The organism is Streptomyces sp. PTY087I2 (assembly GCF_001687325.1).
GTDB lineage: Bacteria > Actinomycetota > Actinomycetes > Streptomycetales > Streptomycetaceae > Streptomyces.
The window spans coordinates 16,183-30,044 of record NZ_LZRD01000053.1 but is presented as its reverse complement, the minus strand read 5'-3'; the positions used below and the strand labels follow the sequence as shown (position 1 = coordinate 30,044).

Genomic DNA, 13,862 nt, shown 5'->3' with positions numbered 1-13,862 from the left:
CTGCAACTCGACCCCATGAAGTCGGAGTTGCTAGTAATCGCAGATCAGCATTGCTGCGGTGAATACGTTCCCGGGCCTTGTACACACCGCCCGTCACGTCACGAAAGTCGGTAACACCCGAAGCCGGTGGCCCAACCCCTTGTGGGAGGGAGCTGTCGAAGGTGGGACTGGCGATTGGGACGAAGTCGTAACAAGGTAGCCGTACCGGAAGGTGCGGCTGGATCACCTCCTTTCTAAGGAGCATCTAGATTCCGTAAGGAATCCAGAGCCACTACGTCGGCAAATGTTCGACGGTGGTCAGCTCATGGGTGGAACGTTGACTATTCGGCACGATGATCTGGTCACCATTAGTACTGCTTCGGCGTGGAACGTGGTGAACAGGGCATCGGGCCGGGCACGTTGTTGGGTGTCTGAGGGTACGGCCGTATGGTTGTCCTTCTGATCCGGCCCCAGTGAACTCGCCCTCATGGGTGGGGTGGTGGGTGGCTGGTCGTTGTTTGAGAACTGCACAGTGGACGCGAGCATCTGTGGCCAAGTTTTTAAGGGCGCACGGTGGATGCCTTGGCACCAGGAACCGATGAAGGACGTGGGAGGCCACGATAGTCCCCGGGGAGCTGTCAACCGAGCTGTGATCCGGGGGTTTCCGAATGGGGAAACCCGGCAGTCGTCATGGGCTGTCACCCGCTGCTGAACACATAGGCAGTGTGGAGGGAACGAGGGGAAGTGAAACATCTCAGTACCCTCAGGAAGAGAAAACAACCGTGATTCCGGGAGTAGTGGCGAGCGAAACTGGATGAGGCCAAACCGTATGCGTGTGATACCCGGCAGGGGTTGCGCATGCGGGGTTGTGGGATCTCTCTGTCATGGTCTGCCGGCTGTGAGACGAGTCAGAAACCGTTGGTGTAGGCGAAGGACATGCGAAAGGTCCGGCGTAGAGGGTAAGACCCCCGTAGCTGAAACATCAGCGGCTTGTTTGAGAGACACCCAAGTAGCACGGGGCCCGAGAAATCCCGTGTGAATCTGGCGGGACCACCCGCTAAGCCTAAATATTCCCTGGTGACCGATAGCGGATAGTACCGTGAGGGAATGGTGAAAAGTACCGCGGGAGCGGAGTGAAATAGTACCTGAAACCGTGTGCCTACAAGCCGTGGGAGCGTCGCTGTATGTGCTTGCACATACAGTCGTGACTGCGTGCCTTTTGAAGAATGAGCCTGCGAGTTAGCGGTGTGTAGCGAGGTTAACCCGTGTGGGGAAGCCGTAGCGAAAGCGAGTCCGAACAGGGCGTTTGAGTTGCACGCTCTAGACCCGAAGCGGAGTGATCTAGCCATGGGCAGGTTGAAGCGGAGGTAAGACTTCGTGGAGGACCGAACCCACCAGGGTTGAAAACCTGGGGGATGACCTGTGGTTAGGGGTGAAAGGCCAATCAAACTCCGTGATAGCTGGTTCTCCCCGAAATGCATTTAGGTGCAGCGTCGTGTGTTTCTTGCCGGAGGTAGAGCACTGGATAGGCGATGGGCCCTACCGGGTTACTGACCTTAGCCAAACTCCGAATGCCGGTAAGTGAGAGCGCGGCAGTGAGACTGTGGGGGATAAGCTCCATGGTCGAGAGGGAAACAGCCCAGAGCATCGACTAAGGCCCCTAAGCGTACGCTAAGTGGGAAAGGATGTGGAGTCGCAGAGACAACCAGGAGGTTGGCTTAGAAGCAGCCATCCTTGAAAGAGTGCGTAATAGCTCACTGGTCAAGTGATTCCGCGCCGACAATGTAGCGGGGCTCAAGCGTACCGCCGAAGTCGTGTCAATCACACATATAGGGCCAACGCCTGTGTGGTTGGGTAGGGGAGCGTCGTGTGCCGGGTGAAGCAGCCGTGGAAGCGAGTTGTGGACGGTTCACGAGTGAGAATGCAGGCATGAGTAGCGATACACACGTGAGAAACGTGTGCGCCGATTGACTAAGGGTTCCTGGGTCAAGCTGATCTGCCCAGGGTAAGTCGGGACCTAAGGCGAGGCCGACAGGCGTAGTCGATGGACAACCGGTTGATATTCCGGTACCCGCTTTGAAACGCCCAGTACTGAATCAGGCGATGCTAAGTCCGTGAAGCCGGCCCGATCTCTTCGGAGTTGAGGGTAGTGGTGGAGCCGATGAACCAGACTTGTAGTAGGTAAGCGATGGGGTGACGCAGGAAGGTAGTCCAGCCCGGGCGGTGGTTGTCCCGGGGTAAGGGTGTAGGACGTTGTGTAGGCAAATCCGCGCAACATGAAGTCTGAGACCTGATGCCGAGCCGATTGTGGTGAAGTGGATGATCCTATGCTGTCGAGAAAAGCCTCTAGCGAGTTTCATGGCGGCCCGTACCCTAAACCGACTCAGGTGGTCAGGTAGAGAATACCGAGGCGTTCGGGTGAACTATGGTTAAGGAACTCGGCAAAATGCCCCCGTAACTTCGGGAGAAGGGGGGCCACACCTGGTGATAGCACTTGCTGCTTGAGCTGGGGGTGGCCGCAGAGACCAGCGAGAAGCGACTGTTTACTAAAAACACAGGTCCGTGCGAAGCCGTAAGGCGATGTATACGGACTGACGCCTGCCCGGTGCTGGAACGTTAAGGGGACCGGTTAGCTGCTCTTCGGGGTGGCGAAGCTGAGAACTTAAGCGCCAGTAAACGGCGGTGGTAACTATAACCATCCTAAGGTAGCGAAATTCCTTGTCGGGTAAGTTCCGACCTGCACGAATGGCGTAACGACTTCTCGACTGTCTCAACCATAGGCCCGGTGAAATTGCACTACGAGTAAAGATGCTCGTTTCGCGCAGCAGGACGGAAAGACCCCGGGACCTTTACTATAGTTTGATATTGGTGTTCGGTTCGGCTTGTGTAGGATAGGTGGGAGACTGTGAAGTGGCCACGCCAGTGGTTGTGGAGTCGTCGTTGAAATACCACTCTGGTCGTGCTGGATGTCTAACCTGGGTCCGTGATCCGGATCAGGGACAGTGTCTGATGGGTAGTTTAACTGGGGCGGTTGCCTCCTAAAGAGTAACGGAGGCGCCCAAAGGTTCCCTCAGCCTGGTTGGTAATCAGGTGTTGAGTGTAAGTGCACAAGGGAGCTTGACTGTGAGACCGACGGGTCGAGCAGGGACGAAAGTCGGGACTAGTGATCCGGCAGTGGCTTGTGGAAGCGCTGTCGCTCAACGGATAAAAGGTACCCCGGGGATAACAGGCTGATCTTCCCCAAGAGTCCATATCGACGGGATGGTTTGGCACCTCGATGTCGGCTCGTCGCATCCTGGGGCTGGAGTCGGTCCCAAGGGTTGGGCTGTTCGCCCATTAAAGCGGTACGCGAGCTGGGTTTAGAACGTCGGACGAACCTCTGGTGTGCCAGTTGTTCTGCCAAGGGCATGGCTGGTTGGCTACGTTCGGAAAGGATAACCGCTGAAAGCATCTAAGCGGGAAGCCTGCTTCGAGATGAGTGTTCCCACCCCCATGAGGGGTTAAGGCTCCCAGTAGACGACTGGGTTGATAGGCCAGATGTGGAAGCCCGGTAACGGGTGGAGCTGACTGGTACTAATAGGCCGAGGGCTTGTCCTCAGTTGCTCGCGTCCACTGTGTTGTTCCCGGGTTGCGAACAGTTATCGCGCCGGTTGAACAGTTTCACTACTTAATTGAAGAGTGTGCTTGTTCGCTAGAACCCGATAGGGTTTCGGTGGTCATTGCGTTAGGGAAACGCCCGGTTACATTCCGAACCCGGAAGCTAAGCCTTTCAGCGCCGATGGTACTGCAGGGGGGACCCTGTGGGAGAGTAGGACGCCGCCGAACAATCTTTCAAGGACCCCTGGTCCCAGCGTTCACGCTGGGACCAGGGGTCCTTTTGTTTTTTCCGAAGCGCGTCGGCTGGTCGGCTGCGCGAGAATGTCTGTGGTACCCGAAGACAGGAGTCACACCCATGTCCACCAACTCTCCCGACGACCGTCCGGAGCGCGAGCCGCGTCGCCGGGACGGCGGTGACAGGGGCGGTTACCGCGGTGGTCGTGACGACCGGTCCGGTTCCGGCGCACCTCGACGCGACAACGACCGTGGCGGCTTCCGCCGCGACGACCGGGATCGCGACCGCGGCCCGCGTCGGGACGACAGCCGGCCCTCCGGTGGCGGCTTCCGCCGTGACGACAACCGGGGCGGTGGCTTCCGGCGCGATGACAACCGCGGTGGCGGCTCTGGTGGTGGGTTCCGCCGCGACGACAACCGGCCTTCCGGTGGTGGGTTCCGTCGTGACGACCGGGACCGGGACCGGGATCGGGACCGTGGGCCTCGTCGTGATGACGACCGTGGTGGGTACCGGGGTGGCCGTCCCAGCGGTGGCTTTGACCGGCGTGATGACCGGGGCGGGCGTCCCAGCGGTGGCTTCGACCGTCGTGACGACCGTCCGCGCGGTCCCCGTCGTGATGACGACCGGCCCTCCGGCGGCGGCTTCCGGCGCGACGACAACCGGGGCGGTGGCTCCGGTGGTGGGTTCCGCCGTGACGACAACCGTGGTGGTTTCGATCGGCGTGATGACCGTCCGCGCGGCCCGCGTCGGGATGACGACCGGCCTTCCGGTGGCGGCTTCCGGCGTGACGACAACCGCGGTGGTGGGTTCCGCCGCGACGACAACCGTGGTGGTTTCGATCGGCGTGATGACCGTCCGCGCGGTCCCCGTCGGGACGATGACCGGCCCTCCGGCGGTGGCTTCCGGCGCGACGACCGTGACCGGGACCGTGGGCCTCGTCGTGATGACGACCGTGGTGGGTACCGGGGTGGCCGTCCCAGCGGTGGCTTTGATCGTCGTGATGACCGGGGCGGGCGTCCCAGCGGTGGTTTCGACCGGCGTGACGATCGCCCGCGTGGTCCCCGTCGGGACGACGACCGGCCTTCTGGCGGTGGCTTCCGGCGCGACGACCGGGATCGTGACCGTGACCGGGGCGGTTCCGGTGGTGGGTTCCGGCGTGATGACAGCCGCGGTGGTGGCTTCCGTCGTGACGACAACCGTGGTGGCGGGTTCCGCCGCGACGACCGGGGTGGATACCGCGGCGGCCAGCGTGACGACCGGGACCGTGGTGGCTTCCGGCGCGATGACCGGGACCGTGACCGCGACCGGGAGCCGATCAAGCGGCTGCCGATCCCGGACGACGTCACGGGCGACGAGATCGACAAGGACGTACGCCAGGAGCTCTTGAGCCTGCCGAAGACCCTTGCCGAGGATGTCGCGCGCAACCTCGTCATGGTGGCCCGGCTGATCGACGAGGATCCCGAGGAGGCGTACGCGTACTCCCGGATCGCCCTCCGGCTCGCGTCCCGCGTCGCCGCCGTGCGTGAGGCGGCCGGGTTCGCGGCGTACGCGACGCAGAAGTACGCCGAGGCGCTCGCCGAGTTCCGGGCGGCCCGGCGCATGACCGGGTCCGTCGAGCTGTGGCCCGTCATGGCGGACTGCGAGCGCGGGCTCGGGCGGCCCGAGCGGGCGATGGCCATGGCCGGCGAGCCCGAGGTGCAGAAGCTGGACAAGGCCGGGCAGGTCGAGATGCGGCTCGTGGCCGCCGGGGCCCGTCGTGACATGGGCCAGATCGACGCCGCCATCGTGACGCTCCAGAGCCCCGAGCTGGCGTCCAGCTCCGTGCAGCCGTGGACCCCGCGTCTGCGGTACGCGTACGCGGACGCCCTGCTGGAGGCCGGGCGCGAGGACGAGGCCCGCGAGTGGTTCGGGAAGGCGCTGGAGGCCGACAAGGACGGCGCCACGGACGCGTCGGACCGGCTCGCCGAGCTGGACGGTGTGGAGTTCGTCGACGTCCTCGGTGACGACGACGCGGACACGGCCGGGGAAGCCGCGCCTCGTGACGAGGACGGCCCGGCGGACGGCTCCGCCAAGGGCTGATAGCCGATGAGAAGAGGGGCGGCACTCCGGTCGGAGTGCCGCCCCTCTCTCGATCGACGGTCAGTCGAGGGCCAGGCTCCGCATGACCAGGCCCGTGGCCGGCTTCGGGCCGAACGACGTCGACTTGCGAGGCATCGTCACACCCTGCTGGGCCAGGTCCCGGACGACCTCTTCGCGTACGGGATGCATCAGGACCGCCGTGGCGTCGAGGCGTTCCGCCTGTTCGACGGCTGCGGCGGTGTCGTGGATGTAGCCGATGTGCTCGGGTGCGTCGGGGATCCGCCACACCTCGTCGAGCAGCGCGGAGTGCAGGACCGTCGCGTCCAGGGTGCGCCAGGCCTCGGGGCGGTCCGCCCGGACGGTGCGGGCCAGCAGAGCAGGGTCGGGGCGGTCCACCAAGTGGAAGCTCCCGTCGCCGGCGAGGAGGAACGCGTTGCCGGCGGCCGCCGCTTCGGCCAGGACGTCGAGGGCCCGGGGGAGCGGCCCGTCGACCCGCTGGACGCGGAAGTGACCGGTGAGCGCCTTCAGGGCCCGGGAGACCGGCAGGCCGCGCAGGAGCCGGTGGATGGCACGGACCTGGAGCGGGTGGCGGGCCGTGTCGACGAGGAGGACGAGGCCGTAGTCCCACGGGCCCGGCGCGGTCTGTTCTTGCTGGAGCCGGAGGTAGGTGGCCCAGCGGTGGTGGCCGTCCGCGATGAGCGCCTGGCGCCGGGCGAGGTCTGTCTCGATCTCGCTCCGGTCCGCCGGGTCCGTCACCGCCCACAGCCGGTGCCGGAAGCCGTCCTCCGTCGTCGTGGCGAGCAACGGTTCCCGCAGGACCGTGCGGTCGATCACCGCCGCCGCCCCCGTCGGCGTACCCTCGTCGCCGCGGTAGGTCAGCAGCAGCGGTTCCAGATGGGCCCCTGTCGTCCGCATCAGCTCCGCGCGGTCCGCGACGACGTCGTCCATGACGTCCTCGTGGGGCAGCACGATGCCCTCGGCGGCGGGGGAGAGGGCCAGCGCGCCGATCAGGCCCCGCTGGAGGATCTCGTCGTTGCGCTGCTCGTAGACGTACAGCACCGGGTCCGGGTCCGGGGCGATGACCCCCTCGGCCAGCCAGCGGTCCAGCGTGGCGGCCGCCTGGCGGTGCCGGTCCCGGGCGGTGTCGGCCTGGGGGAGGATGAGGCGCACGATGTTGTGCGGATCCGCGGACTCCAGGTGGTGCAGCCCGTCCGGCCGGACGACCACGTCGTACGGGGGCGAGGTCACGGCGGCAAGGCTGCCGACCCGCTCGGGGACGTAACGCAGTCCGCGGAACGGGATCAGCCGCAGCCCCTGGTCGACGGGACCTGAAGTGTTCATCAGGGCATCGTATGTGTGCCTGGGGCATACGCGATGATCGGGGCAGACGCAGAGCGAAGAGGAGCGAGTCATATGAGCCACCAGCAGGACCGCGTTCGGCCGTCGGGGAGTCCGTCGGGGAGCGCCACGGCGCTGAGCGAGGCGTACGACACGGCTCTCCTCGACCTCGACGGGGTGGTGTACGCGGGCGGCGAGGCCATCGTCCACGCCGTGGACTCGCTGGCCGCCGCGCGGGCCGGGGGCATGCACCTCGCGTACGTCACCAACAACGCCCTGCGGACGCCGGACGCGGTGGCGGCGCACCTGACGGAGCTGGGTGTGCCCGCCGAACCCTCCGACGTGATCACCTCCGCCCAGGCCGTCGCCCGGCTCGTGGCCGATCAACTGCCGCCCGGGGCGCGGGTGCTGGCGATCGGCGGCGAGGGGCTGCGGGTCGCGCTGCGGGAGCGCGGGCTCGATCCGGTGGAGTCGGCGGACGACGACCCGGCCGCCGTGGTCCAGGGGTACGGCGGGCCGGACATGACGTGGGGACGGTTCGCCGAGGCGAGTTTCGCCATTCGGCGCGGGCTGCCGTGGTTCGCGTCCAACACCGACCTGACCATTCCGAGCGCCCGGGGCATCGCGCCCGGCAACGGGGCCGCGGTCGAGGTCGTACGGATCGCCACCGGGGCCGAGCCGCAGGTGGCGGGGAAGCCGCTGCCGCCGATGCACCGTGAGACCGTGCTGCGGACCGGGGCGAAGCGGCCGATCGTCGTCGGGGACCGGCTGGACACGGACATCGAGGGGGCGTTCAACGGGGGTGTCGACTCGCTGCTGGTGCTGACCGGGGTGACCGACGCGGCCCAGCTCCTCGCCGCCCCGCCGGAGCACCGGCCGACCTATGTGGACCGGGACCTGCGGGGGCTGCTGACCGGGCAGCCCGAGGTGACGCCGGACGGGGACGCGTACCGCTGCGGGGGCTGGACGGCCGCCGTGCGCGGGGACGCGCTGGCCCTGGACGGGGAAGGCGACGCGCTCGACGGGCTGCGGGCGCTCTGCGCGGCGGCCTGGACCTTCGCCGGGGCGGGTGTGTGCGGGCTGGAGACGGGGAAGGCCCTCGCGGGGCTCCAGCTCTGAACCAGCTCTCGGTGTCGCCGGACGCCCCTTGTCCGTCAGGGCGTTGAGCGTGCTCGGCGGCCGCCGGGACCCGTGGCGGCAGAAGGAAGATAGGTTAACCTAACCTGGTGCTGCTCGGTGGTCCGCCCGTGCCCCGCGCCGTACCGCTTCACCTCGCCGACTCCGGGAGTACGACCATGCAGCGCCTCACCGCAGAATCGGTGACCCTCGGCTACGACCAGCGGGTCATCACCGAGAACCTCTCGGTCGAGATTCCCGACAACTCCTTCACCGTGATCGTCGGGCCCAACGCCTGCGGCAAGTCGACCCTGCTGCGGGCCCTCGCCCGGATGCTGAAGCCGAGCCAGGGGCAGGTGCTGCTGGACGGGCAGACGATCCACCAGCTGCCCGCGAAGAAGGTCGCCCGGACGCTGGGGCTGCTGCCGCAGTCCTCCATAGCCCCCGACGGGATCACCGTCGCCGACCTCGTCGCCCGCGGCCGCTACCCCCACCAGGGGCTGCTGCGGCAGTGGTCGCCGGAGGACGAGCGGGTGGTCAACGAGTCCATGGAGTCCACCGGCGTCGCGGAGCTGGCCGAGCGCTATGTCGACGAGCTGTCCGGCGGTCAGCGCCAGCGGGTCTGGATTGCCATGGCGCTGGCCCAGCAGACGCCGCTGCTGCTGCTCGACGAGCCGACGACGTACCTCGACATCCAGCACCAGATCGACGTACTGGATCTCTGCGCCGAGCTGCACGAGACGCAGGGGCGGACCCTGGTCGCCGTGCTCCATGATCTGAACCACGCCGCGCGGTACGCCACGCATCTCATCGCGATGCGGGACGGGGCGATCGTCGCGGAGGGGGCGCCTTCGGACGTTGTCGACGCGGAGCTGGTGGAGCGGGTGTTCGGGATGCGGTGCCAGGTGATCGACGATCCGGAGACGGGGACGCCGCTTGTCGTGCCGGCCGCGCGTAAGGCGCGGAAGGTTGCCGCCTGAAAGGCTTGTCCTCAATCGCCGGACGGGCTTGATCTGCCCGGGCTCGATGGCGCTTGCTACAGCAGTGATCTCAGCCTCAGCAGGTCCCTGAAGCCTGCCTCCAGGCGTACGCGGCCCGCGGCCCACGCCTTCGCGAAGTTCAGGTCGCCGTCCACCAGGGCGACCAGGTCGTCGCCCGTCATCGCGAGCCTGATCTCGGCCTTCTCCCTGGGCGGTCCCTCCACCGTGTCCGCCACCCGGATCCGGCCATCCGCCAGCCTGCCGGTGAACGTGATGTCGAGGTCCTTGATGTGACAGCTCAGCGAGCGGTCGAGGGCAGCCGCGCTGCGCACGTCGCCCTCGGCGGCTGCGAGGTTGTCGGAGAGTTTGTCGAGTGCGCTGCGGCACTCCGCCATGGTCGCCATCGTGCTCGACGGTACACCGGCCGGTCGCGGTAGCGTTTCGGCATGAGCGACTGGACGCCGGAGGCGGGGACACCGCCCGTGAGCACGCCCGACGAGCCGGTGGACGGAGAGCCGGCCGCCGCGGCGCCCTCCTTCGAGCCCGCCGGGCCCGCGCCCCTCGGGGTCGTGCGGACCCCCACCGGCCATGCCGCGGTGGACGCCCGGCTGGAGCGGCTCGCCGACGCCGACCACCTCCCGGCGGACGGGCACATCGAGGTGTACGAGGATGTACACCGTGGCCTCAAGGACGCGCTGACCTCGCTGGACGCCCGTCCGGCCGCCGCACCCGGGCCGCCCGGGCCCACGGCCGTACCCGGAACCTCATCCGCGTACGACAACACGCACGACCACAGGAGCTGAACCGAACGTGGCAGGAGTGGCACGTCGCCGCCTCGACGCCGAGCTGGTACGCCGCAAGCTCGCCCGCTCGCGCGAGCACGCGAGCCAGCTGATCGCCGCGGGGCGCGTCACCGTCGGCCGGACCACCGCGACCAAACCCGCCACCCAGGTCGAGACGGCCGCCGCGATCGTCGTCACCCAGGACGACGACGACCCGGACTACGTCTCGCGCGGCGGGCACAAGCTGGCCGGGGCGCTCGCCGCCTTCGTGCCGCTCGGGCTGACGGTGGAAGGGCGGCGGGCGCTGGACGCGGGAGCCTCCACCGGCGGGTTCACCGATGTGCTGCTGCGGGCCGGGGCCCGGCAGGTCGTCGCCGTGGACGTCGGGTACGGGCAGCTCGCCTGGTCATTGCAGTCCGATGAACGGGTCGTCGTCAAGGACCGTACCAACGTACGGGAGTTGACCTTGGCGGACATCGACGGCGAGGCGGTGGACCTGGTGGTGGGGGATCTGTCCTTCATTCCGCTCGGGCTCGTGCTGCCCGCCCTCGCCCGGTGCGCCGCGCCCGACGCGGACCTGGTCCTCATGGTCAAGCCGCAGTTCGAGGTGGGCAAGGAACGGCTCGGCAGCGGCGGAGTCGTGCGCAGCCCGGAGCTGCGCGCCGAAGCGGTACGGGAAGTGGCGCGGCGGGCCGGGGAGCTCGGGCTCGGTGTGCGCGGGGTGACGGCCAGTCCGCTGCCCGGCCCTTCGGGCAACGTCGAGTACTTTCTGTGGCTGCGGGCCGGCGCACCCGAGCTGGATCCCGCGGATGTCGACCGTGCAGTGGCGGAGGGGCCTCGTTGACGACGAATGTGACGACCGATACGGCACGAACAGTCTTCCTTCTGGCGCACACCGGCCGCCCGGCCGCGATCCGCAGCGCGGAGCTCGTCGTGCAGGGGCTGCTGCGCAACGGGCTCGGCGTACGGGTCTCGGCGGCCGAGGCGGCCGATCTGCCGCTGCCGGACGCGGTGGAGACGGTCACCGACACCAGCCCTTCCGCCGTCGACGGCTGCGAGCTGCTGATCGTCCTCGGCGGTGACGGCACGCTGCTGCGCGGCGCGGAGTTCTCGCGCGCCTCCGGGGTGCCGATGCTCGGCGTCAACCTCGGACGCGTCGGGTTCCTCGCCGAGGCGGAGCGCGACGACCTCGACAAGGTGGTCTCCCGGGTCGTCACCCGCGACTACGAGGTCGAGGAGCGCATGACGATCGACGTCCTCGTACACAGCAACGGCGACGTCGTGCACAGCGACTGGGCGCTCAACGAGGCGGCCGTGCAGAAGGTGTCGCCCGAGCGGATGCTCGAAGTGGTCCTGGAGATCGACGGCCGTCCCGTCACCGGGTTCGGCTGCGACGGGATCGTCTGCGCGACCCCGACCGGTTCGACGGCGTACGCCTTCTCGGCGGGCGGGCCCGTCGTCTGGCCCGAGGTCGAGGCGCTGCTGATGGTCCCGATCAGCGCCCACGCGCTGTTCGCCAAGCCCCTGGTGACCTCGCCGACCTCCGTGCTCGCCGTGGAGGTCCAGCCGCACACGCCCCACGGGGTGCTGTGGTGCGACGGGCGGCGGACCGTGGAGCTGCCCGCCGGCGCGCGGGTCGAGGTGCGGCGCGGGGCGGTGCCCGTACGGCTGGCGCGGCTGCACCAGGCCTCGTTCACCGACCGTCTGGTGGCGAAGTTCGCGCTGCCCGTCTCGGGGTGGCGGGGCGCGCCCCACTGACGGTCGCCGGGAGCGTCCGCGGCCCCCGTCCTACCCGGGAGAGTGAATCCGGGAGCGGGGGCCGTCGCGCGTCCGGCCCGGGACCTCGTAAGGTCATGTCCGTGTTGGAGGAGATGCGGATACGGTCGCTCGGAGTCATCGACGACGCGGTGGTGGAGCTGTCACCCGGTTTCACCGCGGTCACGGGTGAGACCGGCGCGGGCAAGACCATGGTCGTCACGAGCCTCGGGCTGCTGCTCGGCGGGCGCGCGGACCCCGCTCTCGTACGGGTCGGGGCCAAGGCCGCGGTCGTCGAGGGCCGGATCACCGTGTCCGAGGGCGACGCGGCGGCGCTGCGGGCCGAGGAGGCCGGGGCGGAACTCGACGACGGTGCGCTGCTCATCAGCCGTACCGTTTCGGCCGAAGGGCGCTCACGGGCCCACCTCGGCGGCAGATCCGTGCCGGTGGGGGTCCTGACCGAGCTGGCGGACGAACTCGTCGCCGTGCACGGCCAGACCGACCAGCAGGGCCTGCTCAAGCCCGCCCGGCAGCGGGGCGCCCTGGACCGGTACGCCAGGGACGGTGTGGAGGTCCCGCACGCCAAGTACGCGGCCGCCTACCGGCGGCTGCGGGCCGTCGCGGCCGAGCTGGAGGAGCTGACCACCCGGGCCCGGGAGCGGGCCCAGGAGGCGGATCTGCTGCGGTTCGGGCTGAACGAGGTCGCCGCCGTCGAGCCGTTGCCGGGGGAGGACGTCGAGCTGGCCGCCGAGGCGGAACGGCTCGGGCACGCCGAGGCCCTCGCCTCCGCCGCCTCCCTCGCGCACACCGCGCTGGCGGGGAACCCGGAGGACCCGGAGAGCGTCGACGCCACCACCGTGGTCGCCGCCGCCGGGCAGGCCCTGGACGGGGTCCGGGCCCACGACCCGGCGCTGGCCGCGCTGGCGGACCGGGTGGGGGAGATCTCCATCCTGCTCGCCGATGTCTCCGGCGAGCTGGCCGGGTACGCCGATCAGCTCGACGCCGATCCGCTGCGGCTGGCCGCCGTGGAGGAGCGCCGGGCCGCCCTCACCACCCTGACCCGTAAGTACGGCGAGGACATCGCGGCCGTGCTGGCCTGGGCGCAGGAGGGCGCGGGCCGGCTCACCGAACTGGAGGGTGACGACGAGCGGATCGGCGAGCTGACCGCCGAGCGGGACGCTCTGCGGGCCGAACTGTCCGTGCTCGGGCAGGCCTTGACCGACGCGCGTACGGAGGCCGCTGCCCGGTTCGCCGATGCGGTGACCGAGGAGCTGGCCTCGCTGGCCATGCCGCACGCCCGGGTCTCCTTCGCCATCCGGCAGACCGAGGCGGCGGATGAGGCGTCCGGCATCGACATCGGCGGGCGGAGCGTCCTCTACGGCCCTTCGGGCGCCGACGAGGTGGAACTGCTCCTCGCCCCGCACCCGGGCGCCCAGCCCCGGCCGATCGCCAAGGGCGCGTCGGGCGGTGAGCTGTCCCGGGTGATGCTCGCGGTCGAGGTCGTCTTCGCGGGCTCCGACCCCGTACCGACGTATCTCTTCGACGAGGTCGACGCGGGCGTGGGCGGCAAGGCGGCGGTGGAGGTCGGGCGGCGCCTGGCCAAGCTCGCCAAGTCCGCACAGGTGGTCGTCGTGACCCACCTGCCGCAGGTCGCGGCCTTCGCCGACCGGCAGTTGCTGGTCGAGAAGACCGTCGACGGTTCGGTGACCCGAAGCGGCGTCACCGTCCTGGAGGGCGAGCACCGGGTCCGGGAGCTGTCCCGGATGCTGGCGGGCCAGGAGGACTCCGAGACGGCCCGCGCCCACGCGGAGGAACTGCTGGCGACGGCGCGCGCCGACGGGTGAGGGGCGGTGCGCGGTGCGCTCCTGTCCGGCTCGGCCCCGCGTGGTCGGGGGCGGGCGGGGTGCCTCCGCCCCCACCCCTTCCGTCGCCGATGACGGCAACCCTGGACCTCTGTATTCACCCGTGAGGGTGATGCGGTGTGGTCGGTTGCCGCCGTGG

The 13,862-nt window shown here is 68.6% G+C and carries 10 protein-coding genes and 3 rRNA genes; 11 read left to right on the top strand and 2 right to left on the bottom strand.

Translation table 11 applies throughout. The features are described 5' to 3' along the window. The 5 genes from A3Q37_RS33695 to A3Q37_RS33675 form a co-directional block, all read left to right on the top strand. Window positions 1–233: ribosomal RNA gene (locus A3Q37_RS33695) — 16S ribosomal RNA — on the top strand; the annotation flags it as partial. A 296-nt stretch (window positions 234–529) separates the two neighbouring features. Further along, window positions 530–3,576, top strand: a 23S ribosomal RNA gene (locus A3Q37_RS33690). Between the two features lie 111 nt (window positions 3,577–3,687). Beyond that, a 5S ribosomal RNA gene (rrf, locus tag A3Q37_RS33685) occupies window positions 3,688–3,804 on the top strand. A gap of 212 nt (window positions 3,805–4,016) precedes the next feature. Beyond that, the gene (locus A3Q37_RS38265; protein WP_218064583.1) at window positions 4,017–5,198 is read left to right on the top strand and encodes a hypothetical protein; all 1,182 of its coding nucleotides are present in this window, start codon (window positions 4,017–4,019) and stop codon (window positions 5,196–5,198) included. Next, window positions 5,195–5,890 (top strand): tetratricopeptide repeat protein, encoded by a 696-nt coding sequence (locus A3Q37_RS33675; protein ID WP_065490742.1) that lies wholly within the window; start codon window positions 5,195–5,197, stop codon window positions 5,888–5,890. Before A3Q37_RS38265 ends, A3Q37_RS33675 begins: the two co-directional genes overlap by 4 nt. 60 nt (window positions 5,891–5,950) lie before the next feature. Here A3Q37_RS33675 and A3Q37_RS33670 read toward each other — a convergent pair whose 3' ends face one another. Continuing rightward, window positions 5,951–7,231: a DUF1015 domain-containing protein gene (locus A3Q37_RS33670; RefSeq protein ID WP_065490740.1), complete on the bottom strand. Its 1,281-nt coding sequence runs from the start codon at window positions 7,229–7,231 to the stop codon at window positions 5,951–5,953. A 72-nt stretch (window positions 7,232–7,303) separates the two neighbouring features. On the opposite strand from A3Q37_RS33670, the gene A3Q37_RS33665 reads away from it, so the two are divergent. Both A3Q37_RS33665 and A3Q37_RS33660 read left to right on the top strand, forming a co-directional pair. Beyond that, window positions 7,304–8,347 carry an HAD-IIA family hydrolase gene (locus A3Q37_RS33665; protein ID WP_065490738.1) on the top strand — a complete coding sequence of 348 codons (1,044 nt, stop codon included), beginning with the start codon at window positions 7,304–7,306 and terminating at the stop codon, window positions 8,345–8,347. 176 nt (window positions 8,348–8,523) lie between these two features. Then, complete coding sequence (locus tag A3Q37_RS33660; RefSeq protein ID WP_065490748.1) at window positions 8,524–9,324, top strand: ABC transporter ATP-binding protein; 801 nt, start codon at window positions 8,524–8,526, stop codon at window positions 9,322–9,324. Between the two features lie 56 nt (window positions 9,325–9,380). Here the strand turns inward: A3Q37_RS33660 and A3Q37_RS33655 are convergent, their stop codons facing one another. Next, window positions 9,381–9,728 (bottom strand): SCP2 sterol-binding domain-containing protein, encoded by a 348-nt coding sequence (locus A3Q37_RS33655; RefSeq protein WP_065490736.1) that lies wholly within the window; start codon window positions 9,726–9,728, stop codon window positions 9,381–9,383. A 42-nt stretch (window positions 9,729–9,770) separates the two neighbouring features. Between A3Q37_RS33655 and A3Q37_RS33650 the strand changes: the two genes are divergently transcribed. From A3Q37_RS33650 to recN, 4 genes are all read left to right on the top strand, one after another. Then, window positions 9,771–10,127, top strand: coding sequence for a hypothetical protein (locus tag A3Q37_RS33650; RefSeq protein WP_065490734.1), 357 nt, complete (start codon window positions 9,771–9,773; stop codon window positions 10,125–10,127). Window positions 10,128–10,134: 7 nt separating this feature from the next. Further along, complete coding sequence (locus tag A3Q37_RS33645) at window positions 10,135–10,950, top strand: TlyA family RNA methyltransferase (protein ID WP_065490732.1); 816 nt, start codon at window positions 10,135–10,137, stop codon at window positions 10,948–10,950. A gap of 8 nt (window positions 10,951–10,958) precedes the next feature. After that, the gene (locus A3Q37_RS33640) at window positions 10,959–11,864 is read left to right on the top strand and encodes an NAD kinase (protein ID WP_006123531.1); all 906 of its coding nucleotides are present in this window, start codon (window positions 10,959–10,961) and stop codon (window positions 11,862–11,864) included. A gap of 95 nt (window positions 11,865–11,959) precedes the next feature. Beyond that, a complete protein-coding gene (recN, locus tag A3Q37_RS33635) occupies window positions 11,960–13,705 on the top strand; it encodes a DNA repair protein RecN (protein WP_065490730.1) in 1,746 nt (581 codons plus the stop codon). The last annotated feature ends 157 nt before the right edge of the window (window positions 13,706–13,862 follow it).